Raw genomic sequence first — 13,945 nt, 5'->3', positions numbered from 1 at the left:
TTTTACTTGATTCCTACAGCTCCAGAGAGCGTTTCCATAGCATAAAATCATACTGTTCGAGCGCATCCGCTTTGGTGCGCCAGGTCCCACTGGCGGTGGCGATGATTTTCTCAAACAGGCCGTCGGCGATGTCCGCCAGCGGCGTGCCTTCGATAATCGGCCCGCAGTCATAATCGATAATATCCGGCATCTTTTTCGCCAGCGCGGAGTTGGTTGAAACCTTAAGCACCGGAACGATAGGGTTCCCCGTCGGCGTACCCAACCCGGTTGAGAAGATCACCACGTTGCACCCCGCCGCGACCAGGCCCGTTACCGCGTCCACATCGTTGCCCGGCGTGCAGACCAGCGAAAGGCCGCTTTCTCCCATCGGTTCGGCGTAGTCGCATACCGCGCTTACCGGCGCTCTGCCGCCTTTTTTCGCCGCGCCGGCGGATTTTATCGCGTCAGTGATCAGCCCATCGGCAATGTTTCCCGGGCTGGGGTTATCGGCGATGGTGGTGCCGAAGAAGTTCGCGACATGCTCATAGTTTTTCATCAGCGACAAAAACTTCTCTTTCAGCTCGCGGGTCGCGCAGCGTTGCACGATATCCCCTTCCGCGCCGCACAGCTCGGGGAATTCCGCCAGCCCCGACGCGCCGCCGAGGGCGACAAGACGATCCGACACTTCGCCCATCGCCGGGTTAGCGCTGATCCCCGAGAACCCGTCAGAAGCGCCGCACTTCACGCCGATTTTGAGGTGGGAGAGCGGGACGTCCTGCCGCTCGGCGACGGGGGCTTCGCGGATCGCGTTATAGGTTTCGGTCAACGCATCCTGCATCATTTTTTCTTCGCTACTCCAGTCCTGCTGCCTGAAGTAAATAATCGGTTTGTTGAAATTCGGGTTGCGCTTCGCCAGCGCGGCGTTGAAATCAACAATTCGCGCTTTTTCACAGCCGAGGGCGAAGACCGTCACGCCAAGAACGTTAGGATGATCGGAATAGGCGGCCAGCACGTCGCACATCGTCATGCTGTCCGAGGTGGCGCCGCCGCAGCCGGAATTGACGGTAATACAGCGGATGCCGTCAAGATGCGGGAAGGGCAGATGCCGGGTATCGTTTAATGCTCCTGCCGACGTCACCTGGCGAGCAAAATTTTTCAGGCCGTTATTGGCGTAGCCGAGGGCGTCGTTCAGCGCATCGGTGACGCGCTGAACGTTGCGGTTTTCACAGAATACCAGCGGAATGACCAGCCAGTAGTTCGCGGTGGCGACCCGGCCATCTTCGCGCACGATCCCCTTGAAAGTCCGCTGCTGCCAGGCGGAAACATCCGGCTGCTGCCAGTCATAGGGCGCGACGTCGTCAAGAGAAACCGGGGCCGCGTAGTGTTTGATATTCTCAGTGGTAATGGCTTCGCCGCGGGTGATGGGGCGCGTCGCTTTGCCGACCGGTACGCCGTACAGCGACACGATATCGCCGGGCGCAATATCCTCGGTGGCGAATTTATGTTTGGCTTTGACATCGCTACGCAGAACGTAGGCTTCATCGTTCCAGTGAACCCGCTGCTCTTTGCGTAAGTCCTGCAGCGCAACGATCAGGTTATCGGTAGGGTCAATTTTTAAGATGGTCTGCATGTTCATTATCCTTTGTTATAAGCGCATCAGGACTTAGTGATGGGGGACCGCGACGCCGTTTGTCGCTTTTCTGCCGGCAAGGGCGGCAATCAGCAGCGCGCAGCAGACGGTGATGAGCGACAGGGCGACCAGACCCGCCGAATCGTTGCCGAAGAAGGCATCGACCTCAACGCGAATCAGCGGCGCGAGGAAGCTGCAAAATGCGCCCATGGTGGTGCAAAAGCCGATACTGGCGGCCAGCGCCGAGCCTGACACAATCTGCGCCGGGAAAGTCCAGAAGATAGGTTGCACGGAGAGGAAGCCGATGGCCGACAGCGAGAGCGCGGCAATGGCGAGTACCGGGCCGGACCAGGCAGAAACAAACAGCCCCAGCGCCGCCGCCAGCATACAGATGACTGAAATCAGCACCCGACGGGCCGGCATTTTGTCCGCCAGACGCGGAATGTAATAGACGCCGACGGCGGAGCAGGCCCACGGAATGGCGGCGACCAGCGACTCCTTAAAGCCGAGCGTGGAGCCCATTAGCGAGGCGACTTGCGAAGGCAGGAAGAACATCAGCCCGTAAACGCTGATCTGGATGGTGCCGTAGATCAGCGCCAGGTGCCAGACTTTCAGGCTTTTCAGGGCGGTGCCGACGCTGCTGGTTTCCGTCTGCCGCTGCTCCTGCTGAAGCTGAGCAATCAGCGCCTTTTTCTCTTCGTCGTTCAGGAATCGCGCTTTGGCCGGCGTATCATCAAGCCAGAACCAGGCGAAGATCCCCATGATGACCGCCGGAATGCCTTCGATAAAGAACATCCAGAACCAGCCGGGTTTGCCGAGGAAGCCGTGCATTTCCAGAAGCGCCCCGGAGATGGGCGAGCCTAAGGTTAATGCCAGCGGCACGCCGAGCACGAAGATACCGACGACGGAGGCGCGAACTTTATTGGGAAAGTAGATGGAGGCCAGCAGCAGAATACCGGGATAAAAACCGGCTTCGCCTAACCCCAGTAAAAAGCGCAGAACAATAAACTGGGTTTCCGTCTGCACCAGTCCGGTGAGGGCAGAGAGAACGCCCCACAGCGCGGTGGTGATGCTTAACCATCTTTGCGCGCCGATTTTATTCAGAATCAGGTTAGCGGGAATACCAAACAGCGCATAGGCGGCGAAAAAGATCCCCGCGCCGAGGGCGAAGGCGGAATTGGAGAGCCCAATATCCACCTGCATCGCCTCTTTGGCGAATCCCACGTTTACCCTGTCGATAAAGGCGATGAAGTACAAAATAAACATCAGTGGCACCAGGCGCTTCCATGATTTGGTAATCGCGGAATTGAGGGCCGGATTGTCGTAAGCTGTGATGGTTTTCATAATACCTCCGCGTGGGGGTCAGGCATTAATTTCAATACCAGCGCGGGAAAGTATCCGCAGAATACTTTCGGTCTGGCAGGTGGCGAGCGAGCTAAACGGTGGCGTGCAGCGGTCGGACTGAATAATTCCGCGCAGCTGTAACGCTTTTTTAAATGTTGGAATGAACGGATCGTTAACCGCGTAAATATCCATTAACCCATCCACTTTTTGCTGATACCGCGAAATTTGCTGCACATCGTTATCGTTAAATGCCTGCATCCAGTCGCGGAATATTTCAGGGCAAATATTGGATAACCCGCCAATACATCCATCGCCCCCCGCCAGGACATTGTGCGCGAAGTTATTGTCATAACCGGCATAGACTTCAAAATACGGTAGTTCAGATTTTACCTGGCGAATCACCTGCGACGTGTGATTGGTGTCCGGAATGGTGTCTTTAAGACCGACAATGTTTGGGAACTCGCTGGCGAGTCGTAAACAGACCTCCGGCGAGACGGAATAGCCGGTGCGCTCCGGAAAGTTATAGATGAATATTTTGGCGGCGGTGCGGCGGGCAATCTGGCTATAAAATGTATAAATGCCTTCATCAGTCAGGCGGAAGTACCACGGGCTGATAATCATGACGCCATCCAGCCCGCACTCATCTGCATAGTTTGCCAGCTCTACGCACTCGTCAATATCCATGCGGCTGGTACCCGCATAGGCCTTTATTCCCTCGCGCGGGAACTCTGCCGCCATTTGAATTATCTGACGGGATGTTTTCATATCCAGCGAGAAAAACTCGCCGGTACTGCCCATGACGACAAATCCCGATACGCTGCTTTTAATGAAATCATACAGGCGAAAGTTGCCTTCAGGATCCAGCCTGCCCTGCTCATCAAAAACCGTTATTGCCGGGGTGATGTAACGACTTTGCATATTCAACCTCTTTGTTGTTCGTATATACAAACACTGTTTGTATTTGCAATTAAGCATAAGTAAACACGCCATCGACGTGAAGTCAAATGGCGTAAAAGGCGTAGTGATAATTGATTAAATCAATGAATAAATAGGGAATTATGCAGAAGAGGCGGGCGTCACGGCGGATCATTAAATCTCGGTATTGTGTGGGTAATCACAATTCCGACGGCACCGCTGGCGAATAAATCAGTAATTTTTAATATCAGGCAGCTTATTCAGCACGCTTTCGATACGACCCTTTGCCTCTTTTAACGCGCGAATAACCTGCTGCGTTTTTTCATCGCTGGCGCGGAAAGAGGGCAATGAGACGCTGATCGCCGCCAGAATAATGCCTTTCTGCAGCAGGGGGACGGCAAAGCAGATGGTATCGTCGTTGATTTCCCGATCGTCCATGGCATAACCGTTGGCGGCGACCCATTCCAGCTGCTGACGAAGCTGAGCCATATTCGTTACGCTGCGGGCGGTAACGGAAGGAAAACCCTGCGGATAGAGCTCCAGGATCTCTTCGTCGCGGTGCTTATGCAGCAGCGCCTTGCCCAGGGCAGAGCAGATTGCCGGAAGGCGAGTCCCTACCTTAGAGACCAGCTGCACGGTTTGGTCGCCCTGAACTTTATCAACATAGAGCACCCAGGCGTCATCCAGAATGCCGAGCTGGCAAACTTCATTGCATTCATTGACCACCGCGTGCATTTCGCTATTGATCGTTTTCAGCCAGAACTCTTTTTCCACCGTTGAGCTGGCCAGAACCGCACACGAAATCCCCAGCGTATATATGCCGTTGCGATCGTCGTGGCTGATATATTTCCGGTACTGCAGCGATTTGAGGATCGGGAAAATGGTTCCCTTTGAAATATCCGTTTTGAGCGATAGCTCGGAAAGCGTCATTCCGTCCGCGTTGGCTAAGGTTTCCAGAATGAGTAAAACGCGTTCGGTAGGTTTATGAAGCGTCTTCATATTTTTCCTTATGACGGCTCGCCGGAGAGTGCTGTTTAACGCCCCCTATTTAACTACAGATCCCCGCTTATCTGTAGCCTGCGCCGCCTCTCTTTTTCGCTTTGCCATTTCCCTGCCACTTTTTTTTCACCGTTTCATCATGTTTTTGCCAATTTATTGTAATATTTTTGTAATGCAATAGTTATTTTTCTGTCATTCGAGCATGTCATGTTACCCCCGCGAACATAAAACGCGTGAAATCGCGCATCCGGAACAACAAGAGAGATAACCGATGATATCGTTACGACATACAGCTTTAGGACTGGCGCTCAGCCTGGCATTTGCCGGACAAGCCCTGGCGGTAACCACTATCCCGTTCTGGCACTCGATGGAAGGGGAGTTGGGTAAAGAAGTTGATTCACTGGCGCAACGTTTCAACGCAGCCAACCCGGACTACAAAATTGTTCCGGTGTATAAAGGCAACTATGAGCAGAGCCTGAGCGCCGGCATCGCCGCCTTCCGTACCGGCAACGCCCCGGCTATTCTGCAGGTTTACGAAGTCGGCACCGCGACGATGATGGCCTCGAAGGCGATTAAGCCGGTCTATCAGGTGTTCAGCGATGCGGGCATTCAGTTTGATGAAACGCAGTTCGTGCCAACCGTCTCCGGTTATTACACCGACTCGAAAACCGGCCATCTGCTCTCCCAGCCGTTTAACAGCTCCACGCCGGTGCTGTACTACAACAAAGACGCCTTTAAAAAAGCCGGATTAGATCCGGAACAGCCGCCGAAAACCTGGCAGGATCTGGCGGCGTATACCGCGAAGCTGAAAGCTGCCGGGATGAAATGCGGCTACGCCAGCGGCTGGCAGGGCTGGATTCAGATTGAAAACTTCAGCGCCTGGCACGGCCTGCCGGTGGCGACCAAAAACAACGGCTTCGACGGTACCGATGCGGTACTGGAGTTCAACAAGCCGGAGCAGGTGAAGCATATCGCTCTGCTCGAAGAACTGAACAAGAAAGGCGACTTCAGCTACTTCGGGCGTAAAGACGAATCCACCGAGAAGTTCTATAACGGCGACTGCGCCATTACTACCGCCTCTTCCGGCTCCCTTGCGGATATTCGCCAGTACGCGAAGTTCAACTATGGCGTAGGGATGATGCCGTACGACGCCGACGTGAAAGGCGCGCCGCAAAACGCCATTATCGGCGGGGCCAGCCTGTGGGTGATGCAGGGTAAAGACAAAGAAACCTATACCGGCGTCGCCAAATTCCTCGATTTCCTGACCAAGCCGGAAAACGCCGCCGAATGGCATCAGAAAACCGGCTATCTGCCGATTACCACCGCCGCTTACAACCTGACCCGCGAACAGGGCTTCTATGATAAGAACCCCGGTGCCGATATCGCGACGCGCCAGATGCTGAACAAGCCGCCGCTGCCGTTCACCAAAGGTCTGCGCCTGGGCAATATGCCGCAGATTCGCACCATCGTAGATGAAGAACTGGAAAGTGTATGGACCGGGAAGAAAACGCCTCAGCAGGCGCTGGACGCCGCGGTTGAGCGCGGTAATCAGCTGCTGCGCCGTTTCGAGCAGTCAACCAGGTCGTAATCTTATAGCCAGCCCCTCACCCTCTCCCCGTCGGGGAGAGGGGATCGCCCGGAGCCGTCTTTTCATCCTCGCCCGTTTAGGGAGAGGGCCGGGATGAGGGGAAACCAACTCAGAGTTTAACTATGTCATCATCCCGTCCGGTGTTCCGCTCGCGTTGGCTGCCCTATGTGCTGGTCGCGCCGCAGCTGGTTATCACCGTCATCTTTTTTATCTGGCCCGCGGGCGAAGCGCTGTGGTATTCGCTGCAGAGCGTCGATCCGTTTGGGCTCTCCAGCCAGTTTGTCGGCCTGGATAACTTTTTAACCCTCTTCCAGGACCCGTACTACCTGGACTCCTTCTGGACCACCATTAAGTTCAGCACGATGGTTACCGTCAGCGGCCTGCTGATCTCGCTGTTTTTCGCCGCGCTGGTGGATTACGTGGTGCGCGGCAGCCGCTTCTATCAGACGCTGATGCTCCTGCCCTATGCCGTTGCGCCCGCGGTGGCGGCGGTGCTATGGATCTTCTTGTTCAACCCCGGACGCGGGCTGATTACGCATCTCCTCGGTGAGATGGGCTACGACTGGAACCACGCGCAGAACAGCGGTCAGGCGATGTTCCTCGTGGTTTTCGCCTCGGTCTGGAAGCAGATTAGTTACAACTTCCTGTTCTTCTTTGCCGCGCTGCAATCGATTCCCCGCTCGCTGGTAGAAGCCGCCGCGATTGACGGCGCCGGCCCGGTTCGCCGCTTCTTCAGGCTGGCGCTACCGCTGATCGCCCCGGTGAGCTTCTTCCTGCTGGTGGTGAACCTGGTATACGCCTTCTTTGATACCTTCCCGGTTATCGATGCCGCAACCGGCGGCGGGCCGGTTCAGGCGACAACAACCCTGATTTATAAGATCTACCGTGAAGGTTTTGCCGGGCTCGACCTTTCCGCTTCCGCCGCCCAGTCGGTGGTGCTGATGTTCCTCGTCATTATTCTGACGGTGGTGCAGTTCCGCTACGTTGAACGAAAGGTGCGCTACCAATGATTGAGAATCGACGCGGGCTGACGATTTTCAGCCACACCATGCTGATTTTAGGGATCGCGGTCATTCTGTTTCCGCTGTATGTCGCCTTTGTCGCGGCGACGCTGGACAGTAAAGCGGTTTTTGATACGCCGATGACGCTGATTCCCGGCGGGCATCTGCTCGAAAACATGAAGTTTATCTGGGTGAACGGCGTAGGGGCCAATAGCGCGCCGTTCTGGCTGATGATGCTCAACAGCTTCATCATGGCCTTCGGCATCACGGTGGGCAAAATTACGGTCTCGATGCTCTCCGCTTTCGCCATCGTCTGGTTTCGTTTTCCGCTGCGCAACCTGTTCTTCTGGATGATCTTCATCACGCTGATGCTGCCGGTTGAGGTGCGTATTTTCCCGACGGTGGAAGTGATCGCCAACCTGAAAATGCTCGACAGCTATGCCGGGCTCACCCTACCGCTGATGGCCTCGGCGACCGCCACCTTCCTGTTCCGCCAGTTCTTTATGACCCTGCCGGACGAGCTGATAGAGGCCGCACGTATCGACGGCGCGTCGCCGATGCGCTTCTTCCGCGACATCGTGCTGCCGCTGTCGAAAACCAACCTGGCGGCGCTGTTCGTCATCATCTTTATCTACGGCTGGAACCAGTATCTGTGGCCGCTGCTGATCATTACCGACGTGAATCTCGGCACGGCGGTCGCGGGCATCAAAGGGATGATCGCCATCGGCCAAGGTACCACGCAGTGGAATCAGGTGATGGCGGCGATGCTGCTCACGCTGATTCCTCCGGTTGTCATCGTTTTAGCCATGCAGCGCGCGTTTGTGCGTGGTTTAGTGGATAGTGAGAAATAAAATGGCAGGACTTAAGCTACAGGCAGTAACCAAAAGCTGGGATGGCAAAACCCAGGTGATCCAGCCGCTGACGCTGGACGTCGCGGACGGCGAATTTATTGTGATGGTGGGCCCCTCGGGCTGCGGAAAATCAACCCTGCTGCGCATGGTGGCGGGCCTGGAGCGGGTCACCAGCGGCGATATCTGGATCGACCGCAAGCGCGTCACCGAAATGGAACCGAAAGATCGCGGTATTGCGATGGTGTTCCAGAACTACGCCCTCTACCCGCATATGAGCGTGGAAGAGAATATGGCGTGGGGCCTGAAAATTCGCGGTTTAGGTAAAGGATTAATTGCCGAACGCGTCCAGGAAGCGGCGCGCATTCTGGAGCTGGACGGCCTGCTGAAGCGCCGTCCGCGCGAACTCTCTGGCGGCCAGCGCCAGCGCGTGGCGATGGGGCGGGCTATCGTGCGCGACCCGGCGGTATTCCTGTTTGATGAGCCGCTCTCCAACCTCGATGCCAAACTGCGCGTGCAGATGCGTCTGGAGCTGCAGCAGCTGCACCGCCGGCTGAAAACCACCTCGCTGTACGTGACGCACGATCAGGTGGAAGCCATGACCCTCGCGCAGCGGGTGATGGTGATGAATAAAGGCATCGCCGAGCAGATTGGTACGCCGGTCGAGGTCTACGAAAAACCGGCCAGCCGCTTTGTGGCGAGCTTTATCGGCAGCCCGGCAATGAACCTGCTGGAAGGCCGGGTCAGCGACGACGGTAGCCGCTTCGAGCTTGAGGGCGGGGTGCTTTTACCCATCAACAGCGAGCACCGCCGCTATGCCGGGCGTAAGATGACCCTGGGTATCCGTCCGGAACATTTTGCATTAAGCTCCGAGGCGGAAGGTGGCGTACCGCTGGTGATGGATACGCTGGAAATTTTAGGTGCCGATAACCTCGCCCACGGGCGCTGGGGCGAGCAAAAGCTGGTGGTCCGGCTGCCGCACCAGCAGCGTCCGCAGGCGGGCAGCACCCTGTGGCTGCATCTGCCGCAGGAAAGTCTGCATCTTTTTGATAGTGAAACAGGACAACGCGCATGAGTCACTGGCCTTATCCTCATATCGTCGCCCACCGCGGCGGCGGTAAACTGGCCCCGGAAAATACCCTGGCGGCCATCGATACCGGCGCTCGTTACGGCCATACGATGATTGAGTTTGACGCTAAGTTATCGAAAGACGGGCAGATTTTTTTACTGCACGATGACAATCTCGAACGCACCAGCAACGGCTGGGGCGTGGCGGGCGAACTGGCGTGGAACGATCTGCTAAAAGTGGATGCCGGCAGCTGGTACAGCGGCGAGTTCAAAGGCGAGCCGCTGCCGCTGCTGAGCGAGGTGGCCGACCGCTGCCGTCAGCACGGCATGATGGCCAATATCGAAATTAAACCGACCACCGGCACCGGGCCGCTGACCGGCAAAGCGGTGGCGCTGGCGGCGCGTGAGCTGTGGCAGGGGATGATGCCGCCGCTGCTCTCATCGTTTGACGTTGATGCGCTGGAAGCCGCGCAGGAGGCGGTGCCCGAACTGCCGCGCGGGCTGCTGCTGGATGAGTGGCGCAACGACTGGCGCGAACTGACCGCGCGTCTCGGCTGCGTCTCTATTCACCTCAACCATAAGCTGCTGGATGAAGCGCGCGTGGCGGGCCTGAAGGCCGCGGGTCTGCATATTCTGGTCTATACCGTTAACAAACCGCAGCGCGCCGCCGAGCTGCTGCGTTGGGGCGTGGACAGCATCTGCACCGATGCGATTGACGTCATCGGCCCCAACTTTCCGGCGTAATCCGCTTCTGCGTCAGGCGGCCCTTACGGGGTCGTCTGGCGCTGCAGCATCCCACCGTTGGTGTTAGGGAGAGGCTGCTCACGGGTCAGATTGTTATTCTGCTGTACCCGCTGCCGATCGTTATTCAACTGCGTCTGAAGATGCTGCTGCTGCGCGCGCGACTGGCTTTGAATACCCTGCTTAAGATTGTTTTGCTGCTGCATTTGCTGGGTCTGCATCTGATTTTGCATCCGCTGCTGGCTGGGCACCACGTACCCCGGCTGATTGGGGTTATTGTCGATATTGATCGGCTGCGCCATGACGCTCAGCGGCAGCAGCGCCGCCAGATATAACATTGCTTTCATTGTTCTCTCCTCACTTCGTGGGATCGTTTAAGTTTACTCCCTTTCCGGCGCAACAATGATTTTTTAAGACTTATCATCCAGGATTATGGGTAAATAAAAACATCATTCAGGAGTATGACAATGATAAGAACAACGCTCTGGCGTCAGGTGGTCATCGCTGCGTTGCTGGCGGGCGGCAGTTTTACCGTTGCGGCAGATCCCGCCCCTCCGCCGGTATCTTATGGCGTAGAGGAAGATGTATTTCACCCGGTCCGCGCTCAGCAGGGGATGGTGGCCTCGGTGGACGCGCTGGCAACGAAGGTAGGCGTGGATATTCTGCGTCAGGGCGGCAACGCGGTCGATGCCGCCGTGGCGGTGGGCTACGCGCTGGCGGTCACCCATCCGCAGGCCGGTAATATCGGCGGCGGCGGGTTTATGATGCTGCGGACCAAAGACGGTAATACCACGGCGATCGACTTCCGCGAGATGGCCCCGGAACAGGCCACCCGGGATATGTTTCTCGACGATCAGGGCAACCCGGACAGCAAGAAATCGCTGACATCGCATCTGGCTTCCGGCACGCCGGGCACCGTCGCCGGGTTCTCCCTCGCGCTGGAAAAATACGGCACAATGCCGCTCAACAAAGTGATTCGCCCGGCGATTAAGCTGGCCGAAGAGGGCTTCACGGTAAATGATGCGCTGGCCGACGACCTGAAAACCTACGGCAGTGAAGTGATCCCCGACCATGCCAACAGCCGGGCTATCTTCTGGAAAAACGGCGAGCCGCTGAAAAAGGGCGATAAGCTGGTGCAAAAACAGCTGGGGAAAAGCCTGGAGCTGATTGCCGAGCTGGGGCCGGATGCCTTCTATAAAGGCGCGATTGCCGACCAGATTGCCGCTGAGATGAAGAATAACGGCGGGCTTATCACCAAAGCGGATCTGGCGAATTACAAAGCGGTCGAACGTACGCCGGTGAGCGGCGAGTATCGCGGCTATCAGGTGTTCTCAATGCCGCCCCCATCGTCCGGGGGCATTCATATCGTGCAGATCCTCAATATCCTCGAAAACTTCGATATGCATAAGTACGGCTTCGGCAGCGCCGACGCCATGCAGGTGATGGCGGAAGCTGAAAAGCACGCCTATGCCGACCGTTCGGAATACCTTGGCGATCCGGACTTCGTCAAGGTGCCGTGGCAGGCGCTGACCAGCAAAGCGTACGCCAAATCGATTGCTGAGCAGATTGATATCAATAAGGCGAAGCCGTCGAGCCAGATTCGCCCCGGTAAGCTGGCGCCGTATGAAAGCAATCAGACCACTCATTTCTCGGTGGTGGATAAGGACGGTAACGCCGTTGCCGTGACCTATACGCTGAATACGACCTTTGGAACCGGCATCGTGGCGGGGAACTCCGGCATTCTGCTGAATAATCAGATGGATGATTTCTCAGCTAAACCCGGCGTGCCAAACGTCTACGGGCTGGTGGGCGGTGACGCCAACGCCGTCGAGCCGAAAAAACGTCCGCTGTCGTCGATGTCGCCAACGATTGTGGTGAAAGATGGCAAAACCTGGCTGGTGACCGGTAGCCCCGGCGGCAGCCGCATCATCACCACCGTCCTGCAGATGGTGGTGAATACCATTGATTTCGGAATGAACGTCGCGGAAGCCACCAACGCCCCGCGCTTCCATCATCAATGGCTGCCGGACGAACTGCGTGTAGAGAAGGGATTTAGCCCGGATACGCTGAAGCTGCTGGAGAGCAAAGGGCAGAAAGTGGCGGTGAAAGAGGCGATGGGCAGCACCCAGAGTATTATGGTTGGCCCGGACGGCACGCTGTACGGCGCATCCGATCCGCGTTCCCCGGATGATTTAACGGCAGGGTATTAGGTTTACCCTTACTCCGACCCTCTCCCTGCCGGGAGAGGGTTAGTTGAGCGTCACCCCTTCAGCCGCGCCATAAAGTAGGCATCGACATATTCGCCGTTGCGCAGGGCATACTTTCTCCCCGTCCCTTCAATTTCAAAGCCTAATTTCTGATACACCGCCACCGCGGGAGCGTTATCCACAAACACCGTCAACTCAATACGGTCAACGCGGAGCCAGTTGTCGCACATGTCGATCATGGTGCGAATCAGCTCACTGGCAACGCCGCGATTGTGCCATCGTGAATCCACGCAAATGCCGAAATCGGCGACGTGGCTCCGGCGCGGGCGCTGGATAACCTCAATGGCGAGGTGTCCCACGACCTGGTCATCTATGCTGGCGACCAGCTGTTTGACGCCCGGTCGGTCGGTTAGTCGCTCGTGCCACATATGGCTGGAAGGATGAGGAACCTGTAGCGTATTGCGATATACCTCCGGCTGAGCATGGATCTGATGGATTGCGTCGTAATCTTTGGCTTCGGCATGGCGTATCACTATGTCGCTCATTCTTCATTTACCTTTTTGGGTTAATCGTCCCCTTAAAGATCGCTGACTTTAAAAAAGGGAGCAACGCCTATTTTTTGCAAAAAGAGGTGGACAAGTGCGAATGAGAATGATTATTATTGCTCTGCATTCAGGGAGACCCTTGCGGAAAGCCTGAAAGCACGACATTGCTCACATTGCTTCCAGTATTACTTTAGCCAGCCGGGTGCTGGCTTTTTTTTTGCTTTTTTCCGCCGCCCCGGATGGCAGTTACTGCGCCTCAACCTTATCTTTGGTTTCAATAGCGGTATCGGCGATAAACCCCACCACGTTGCTCTTTTCTGCCGCAGGCAGCAGCTCTGCCTGGCCGGAAAAAACGCCGCCCTTGTTAATGGCCAGCGTGCGGTAGGCCAACGTACCGGTGACCTGGCCGTTCTTATCGATTTCAATCGTCTCGCTGCGGCACTGACCGAGGATGCAGCCGTCGATAATCAGCTCGCGGCAGGTGATATTTCCCTCGACCAGGCCTCCGGCCATAATCTTAATCTGGCTCTCTTCGGCGTCGATATTGCCGCTTACGGTACCGTAAATATCGACATCTCCCTCAGCGATAATATTGCCGTCAAAGCGGATGCCGCTGGCGATAACCGTGGCGGCAGGTTTGCGGGAAACGGCTAACGGGGATGCGCTGTTGAGTACCGGCGTAGCCGCCGTCTGTGGCGTCGCTTCAACGTTTTTATTCTTTTTAAACATATGGTTAATCCGATGATATTGAAAATGAAAAACGAAAGATGACAAGGAGAAAGAGCCCGATAGCCAGGCCAGATACGTGGATTCGCAGCACCAGGCCATCAGGCCAAGCAGCCAAAAGAGAAGGGCGCTATTCAGGGCAATATACTTGCTTTCCATACGAACGAGATGGCTACTCCTTTAGTCATCGTGTTTTGGGAAACGGCGAGCGCGATACGGCGTCATGCTCCCACGCGCTGGATAAAAAACGTTCTTTTCCCGAGGGCCCTCTTATCCAGAATTTAGGCCTTAGGGTCAATGAATTTGAGCGTTAAATTTTACATTTAAGAATTTGGCACACTTATTGAAGGGGTT

At 56.2% G+C, this 13,945-nt stretch carries 13 protein-coding genes; 6 read left to right on the top strand and 7 right to left on the bottom strand.

Annotation, left to right across the window (positions count from 1 at the left end):
* Positions 1-13 precede the first annotated feature (13 nt).
* From F8562_RS21275 to F8562_RS21260, 4 genes are all read right to left on the bottom strand, one after another.
* Positions 14-1,609 carry a UxaA family hydrolase gene (locus F8562_RS21275; RefSeq protein WP_014839706.1) on the bottom strand — a complete coding sequence of 532 codons (1,596 nt, stop codon included), beginning with the start codon at positions 1,607-1,609 and terminating at the stop codon, positions 14-16.
* A 33-nt stretch (positions 1,610-1,642) separates the two neighbouring features.
* Complete coding sequence (locus F8562_RS21270; RefSeq protein ID WP_014839705.1) at positions 1,643-2,953, bottom strand: MFS transporter; 1,311 nt, start codon at positions 2,951-2,953, stop codon at positions 1,643-1,645.
* 18 nt (positions 2,954-2,971) lie between these two features.
* Positions 2,972-3,871, bottom strand: a complete 900-nt coding sequence (locus F8562_RS21265; protein ID WP_014839704.1) for a dihydrodipicolinate synthase family protein — start codon at positions 3,869-3,871, stop codon at positions 2,972-2,974.
* A gap of 228 nt (positions 3,872-4,099) precedes the next feature.
* Entirely contained in the window at positions 4,100-4,867 is a 768-nt protein-coding gene (locus F8562_RS21260) for an IclR family transcriptional regulator (RefSeq protein ID WP_014839703.1), read from the bottom strand.
* A gap of 271 nt (positions 4,868-5,138) precedes the next feature.
* Here F8562_RS21260 and ugpB point away from each other — a divergent pair, with 271 nt between their 5' ends.
* The 5 genes from ugpB to ugpQ all read left to right on the top strand — a co-directional run bounded on the left by ugpB (position 5,139) and on the right by ugpQ (position 10,116).
* A complete protein-coding gene (gene ugpB, locus F8562_RS21255; RefSeq protein ID WP_004855028.1) occupies positions 5,139-6,455 on the top strand; it encodes a sn-glycerol-3-phosphate ABC transporter substrate-binding protein UgpB in 1,317 nt (438 codons plus the stop codon).
* Between the two features lie 122 nt (positions 6,456-6,577).
* Entirely contained in the window at positions 6,578-7,465 is an 888-nt protein-coding gene (gene ugpA, locus F8562_RS21250; RefSeq protein ID WP_014839702.1) for a sn-glycerol-3-phosphate ABC transporter permease UgpA, read from the top strand.
* On the top strand, positions 7,462-8,307 hold the full coding sequence (gene ugpE, locus F8562_RS21245) for a sn-glycerol-3-phosphate ABC transporter permease UgpE (RefSeq protein ID WP_094909479.1): 846 nt from the start codon (positions 7,462-7,464) through the stop codon (positions 8,305-8,307). The genes ugpA and ugpE overlap by 4 nt, the downstream gene beginning before the upstream one ends.
* Position 8,308: 1 nt before the next feature.
* On the top strand, positions 8,309-9,379 hold the full coding sequence (locus F8562_RS21240) for a sn-glycerol-3-phosphate import ATP-binding protein UgpC (protein WP_014839701.1): 1,071 nt from the start codon (positions 8,309-8,311) through the stop codon (positions 9,377-9,379).
* Positions 9,376-10,116, top strand: coding sequence for a glycerophosphodiester phosphodiesterase (gene ugpQ / locus F8562_RS21235; protein WP_014839700.1), 741 nt, complete (start codon positions 9,376-9,378; stop codon positions 10,114-10,116). The genes F8562_RS21240 and ugpQ overlap by 4 nt, the downstream gene beginning before the upstream one ends.
* Before the next feature lie 23 nt (positions 10,117-10,139).
* On the opposite strand, the gene F8562_RS21230 is transcribed toward ugpQ, so the two are convergent.
* Complete coding sequence (locus F8562_RS21230; protein ID WP_004855016.1) at positions 10,140-10,460, bottom strand: DUF2756 family protein; 321 nt, start codon at positions 10,458-10,460, stop codon at positions 10,140-10,142.
* A 120-nt stretch (positions 10,461-10,580) separates the two neighbouring features.
* Here F8562_RS21230 and ggt point away from each other — a divergent pair, with 120 nt between their 5' ends.
* On the top strand, positions 10,581-12,323 hold the full coding sequence (ggt, locus tag F8562_RS21225) for a gamma-glutamyltransferase (RefSeq protein ID WP_004855015.1): 1,743 nt from the start codon (positions 10,581-10,583) through the stop codon (positions 12,321-12,323).
* Positions 12,324-12,373: 50 nt separating this feature from the next.
* Here ggt and yhhY read toward each other — a convergent pair whose 3' ends face one another.
* Positions 12,374-12,865: an N-acetyltransferase gene (gene yhhY / locus F8562_RS21220; RefSeq protein ID WP_014839699.1), complete on the bottom strand. Its 492-nt coding sequence runs from the start codon at positions 12,863-12,865 to the stop codon at positions 12,374-12,376.
* A gap of 246 nt (positions 12,866-13,111) precedes the next feature.
* The gene (locus F8562_RS21215; RefSeq protein ID WP_014227078.1) at positions 13,112-13,750 is read right to left on the bottom strand and encodes a bactofilin family protein; all 639 of its coding nucleotides are present in this window, start codon (positions 13,748-13,750) and stop codon (positions 13,112-13,114) included.
* Positions 13,751-13,945 lie beyond the last annotated feature (195 nt).

The organism is Klebsiella sp. RCJ4, assembly GCF_009025755.1.
Taxonomy (GTDB): Bacteria; Pseudomonadota; Gammaproteobacteria; order Enterobacterales; family Enterobacteriaceae; genus Klebsiella; species Klebsiella michiganensis.
The sequence above is the reverse complement of the archived record's forward strand: the minus strand, read 5'-3'. Positions and strand labels throughout refer to the sequence as shown.

What these genes read in the sequence shown, in the direction of transcription:
- F8562_RS21275 (WP_014839706.1), bottom strand. Translation starts at nt 1,609, where the DNA reads ATGCAGACCATCTTAAAAATTGACCCTACCGATAACCTGATCGTTGCG.
- F8562_RS21270 (WP_014839705.1), bottom strand. Translation starts at nt 2,953, where the DNA reads ATGAAAACCATCACAGCTTACGACAATCCGGCCCTCAATTCCGCGATT.
- F8562_RS21265 (WP_014839704.1), bottom strand. Translation starts at nt 3,871, where the DNA reads ATGCAAAGTCGTTACATCACCCCGGCAATAACGGTTTTTGATGAGCAG.
- F8562_RS21260 (WP_014839703.1), bottom strand. Translation starts at nt 4,867, where the DNA reads ATGAAGACGCTTCATAAACCTACCGAACGCGTTTTACTCATTCTGGAA.
- ugpB (WP_004855028.1), top strand. Translation starts at nt 5,139, where the DNA reads ATGATATCGTTACGACATACAGCTTTAGGACTGGCGCTCAGCCTGGCA.
- ugpA (WP_014839702.1), top strand. Translation starts at nt 6,578, where the DNA reads ATGTCATCATCCCGTCCGGTGTTCCGCTCGCGTTGGCTGCCCTATGTG.
- ugpE (WP_094909479.1), top strand. Translation starts at nt 7,462, where the DNA reads ATGATTGAGAATCGACGCGGGCTGACGATTTTCAGCCACACCATGCTG.
- F8562_RS21240 (WP_014839701.1), top strand. Translation starts at nt 8,309, where the DNA reads ATGGCAGGACTTAAGCTACAGGCAGTAACCAAAAGCTGGGATGGCAAA.
- ugpQ (WP_014839700.1), top strand. Translation starts at nt 9,376, where the DNA reads ATGAGTCACTGGCCTTATCCTCATATCGTCGCCCACCGCGGCGGCGGT.
- F8562_RS21230 (WP_004855016.1), bottom strand. Translation starts at nt 10,460, where the DNA reads ATGAAAGCAATGTTATATCTGGCGGCGCTGCTGCCGCTGAGCGTCATG.
- ggt (WP_004855015.1), top strand. Translation starts at nt 10,581, where the DNA reads ATGATAAGAACAACGCTCTGGCGTCAGGTGGTCATCGCTGCGTTGCTG.
- yhhY (WP_014839699.1), bottom strand. Translation starts at nt 12,865, where the DNA reads ATGAGCGACATAGTGATACGCCATGCCGAAGCCAAAGATTACGACGCA.
- F8562_RS21215 (WP_014227078.1), bottom strand. Translation starts at nt 13,750, where the DNA reads ATGGAAAGCAAGTATATTGCCCTGAATAGCGCCCTTCTCTTTTGGCTG.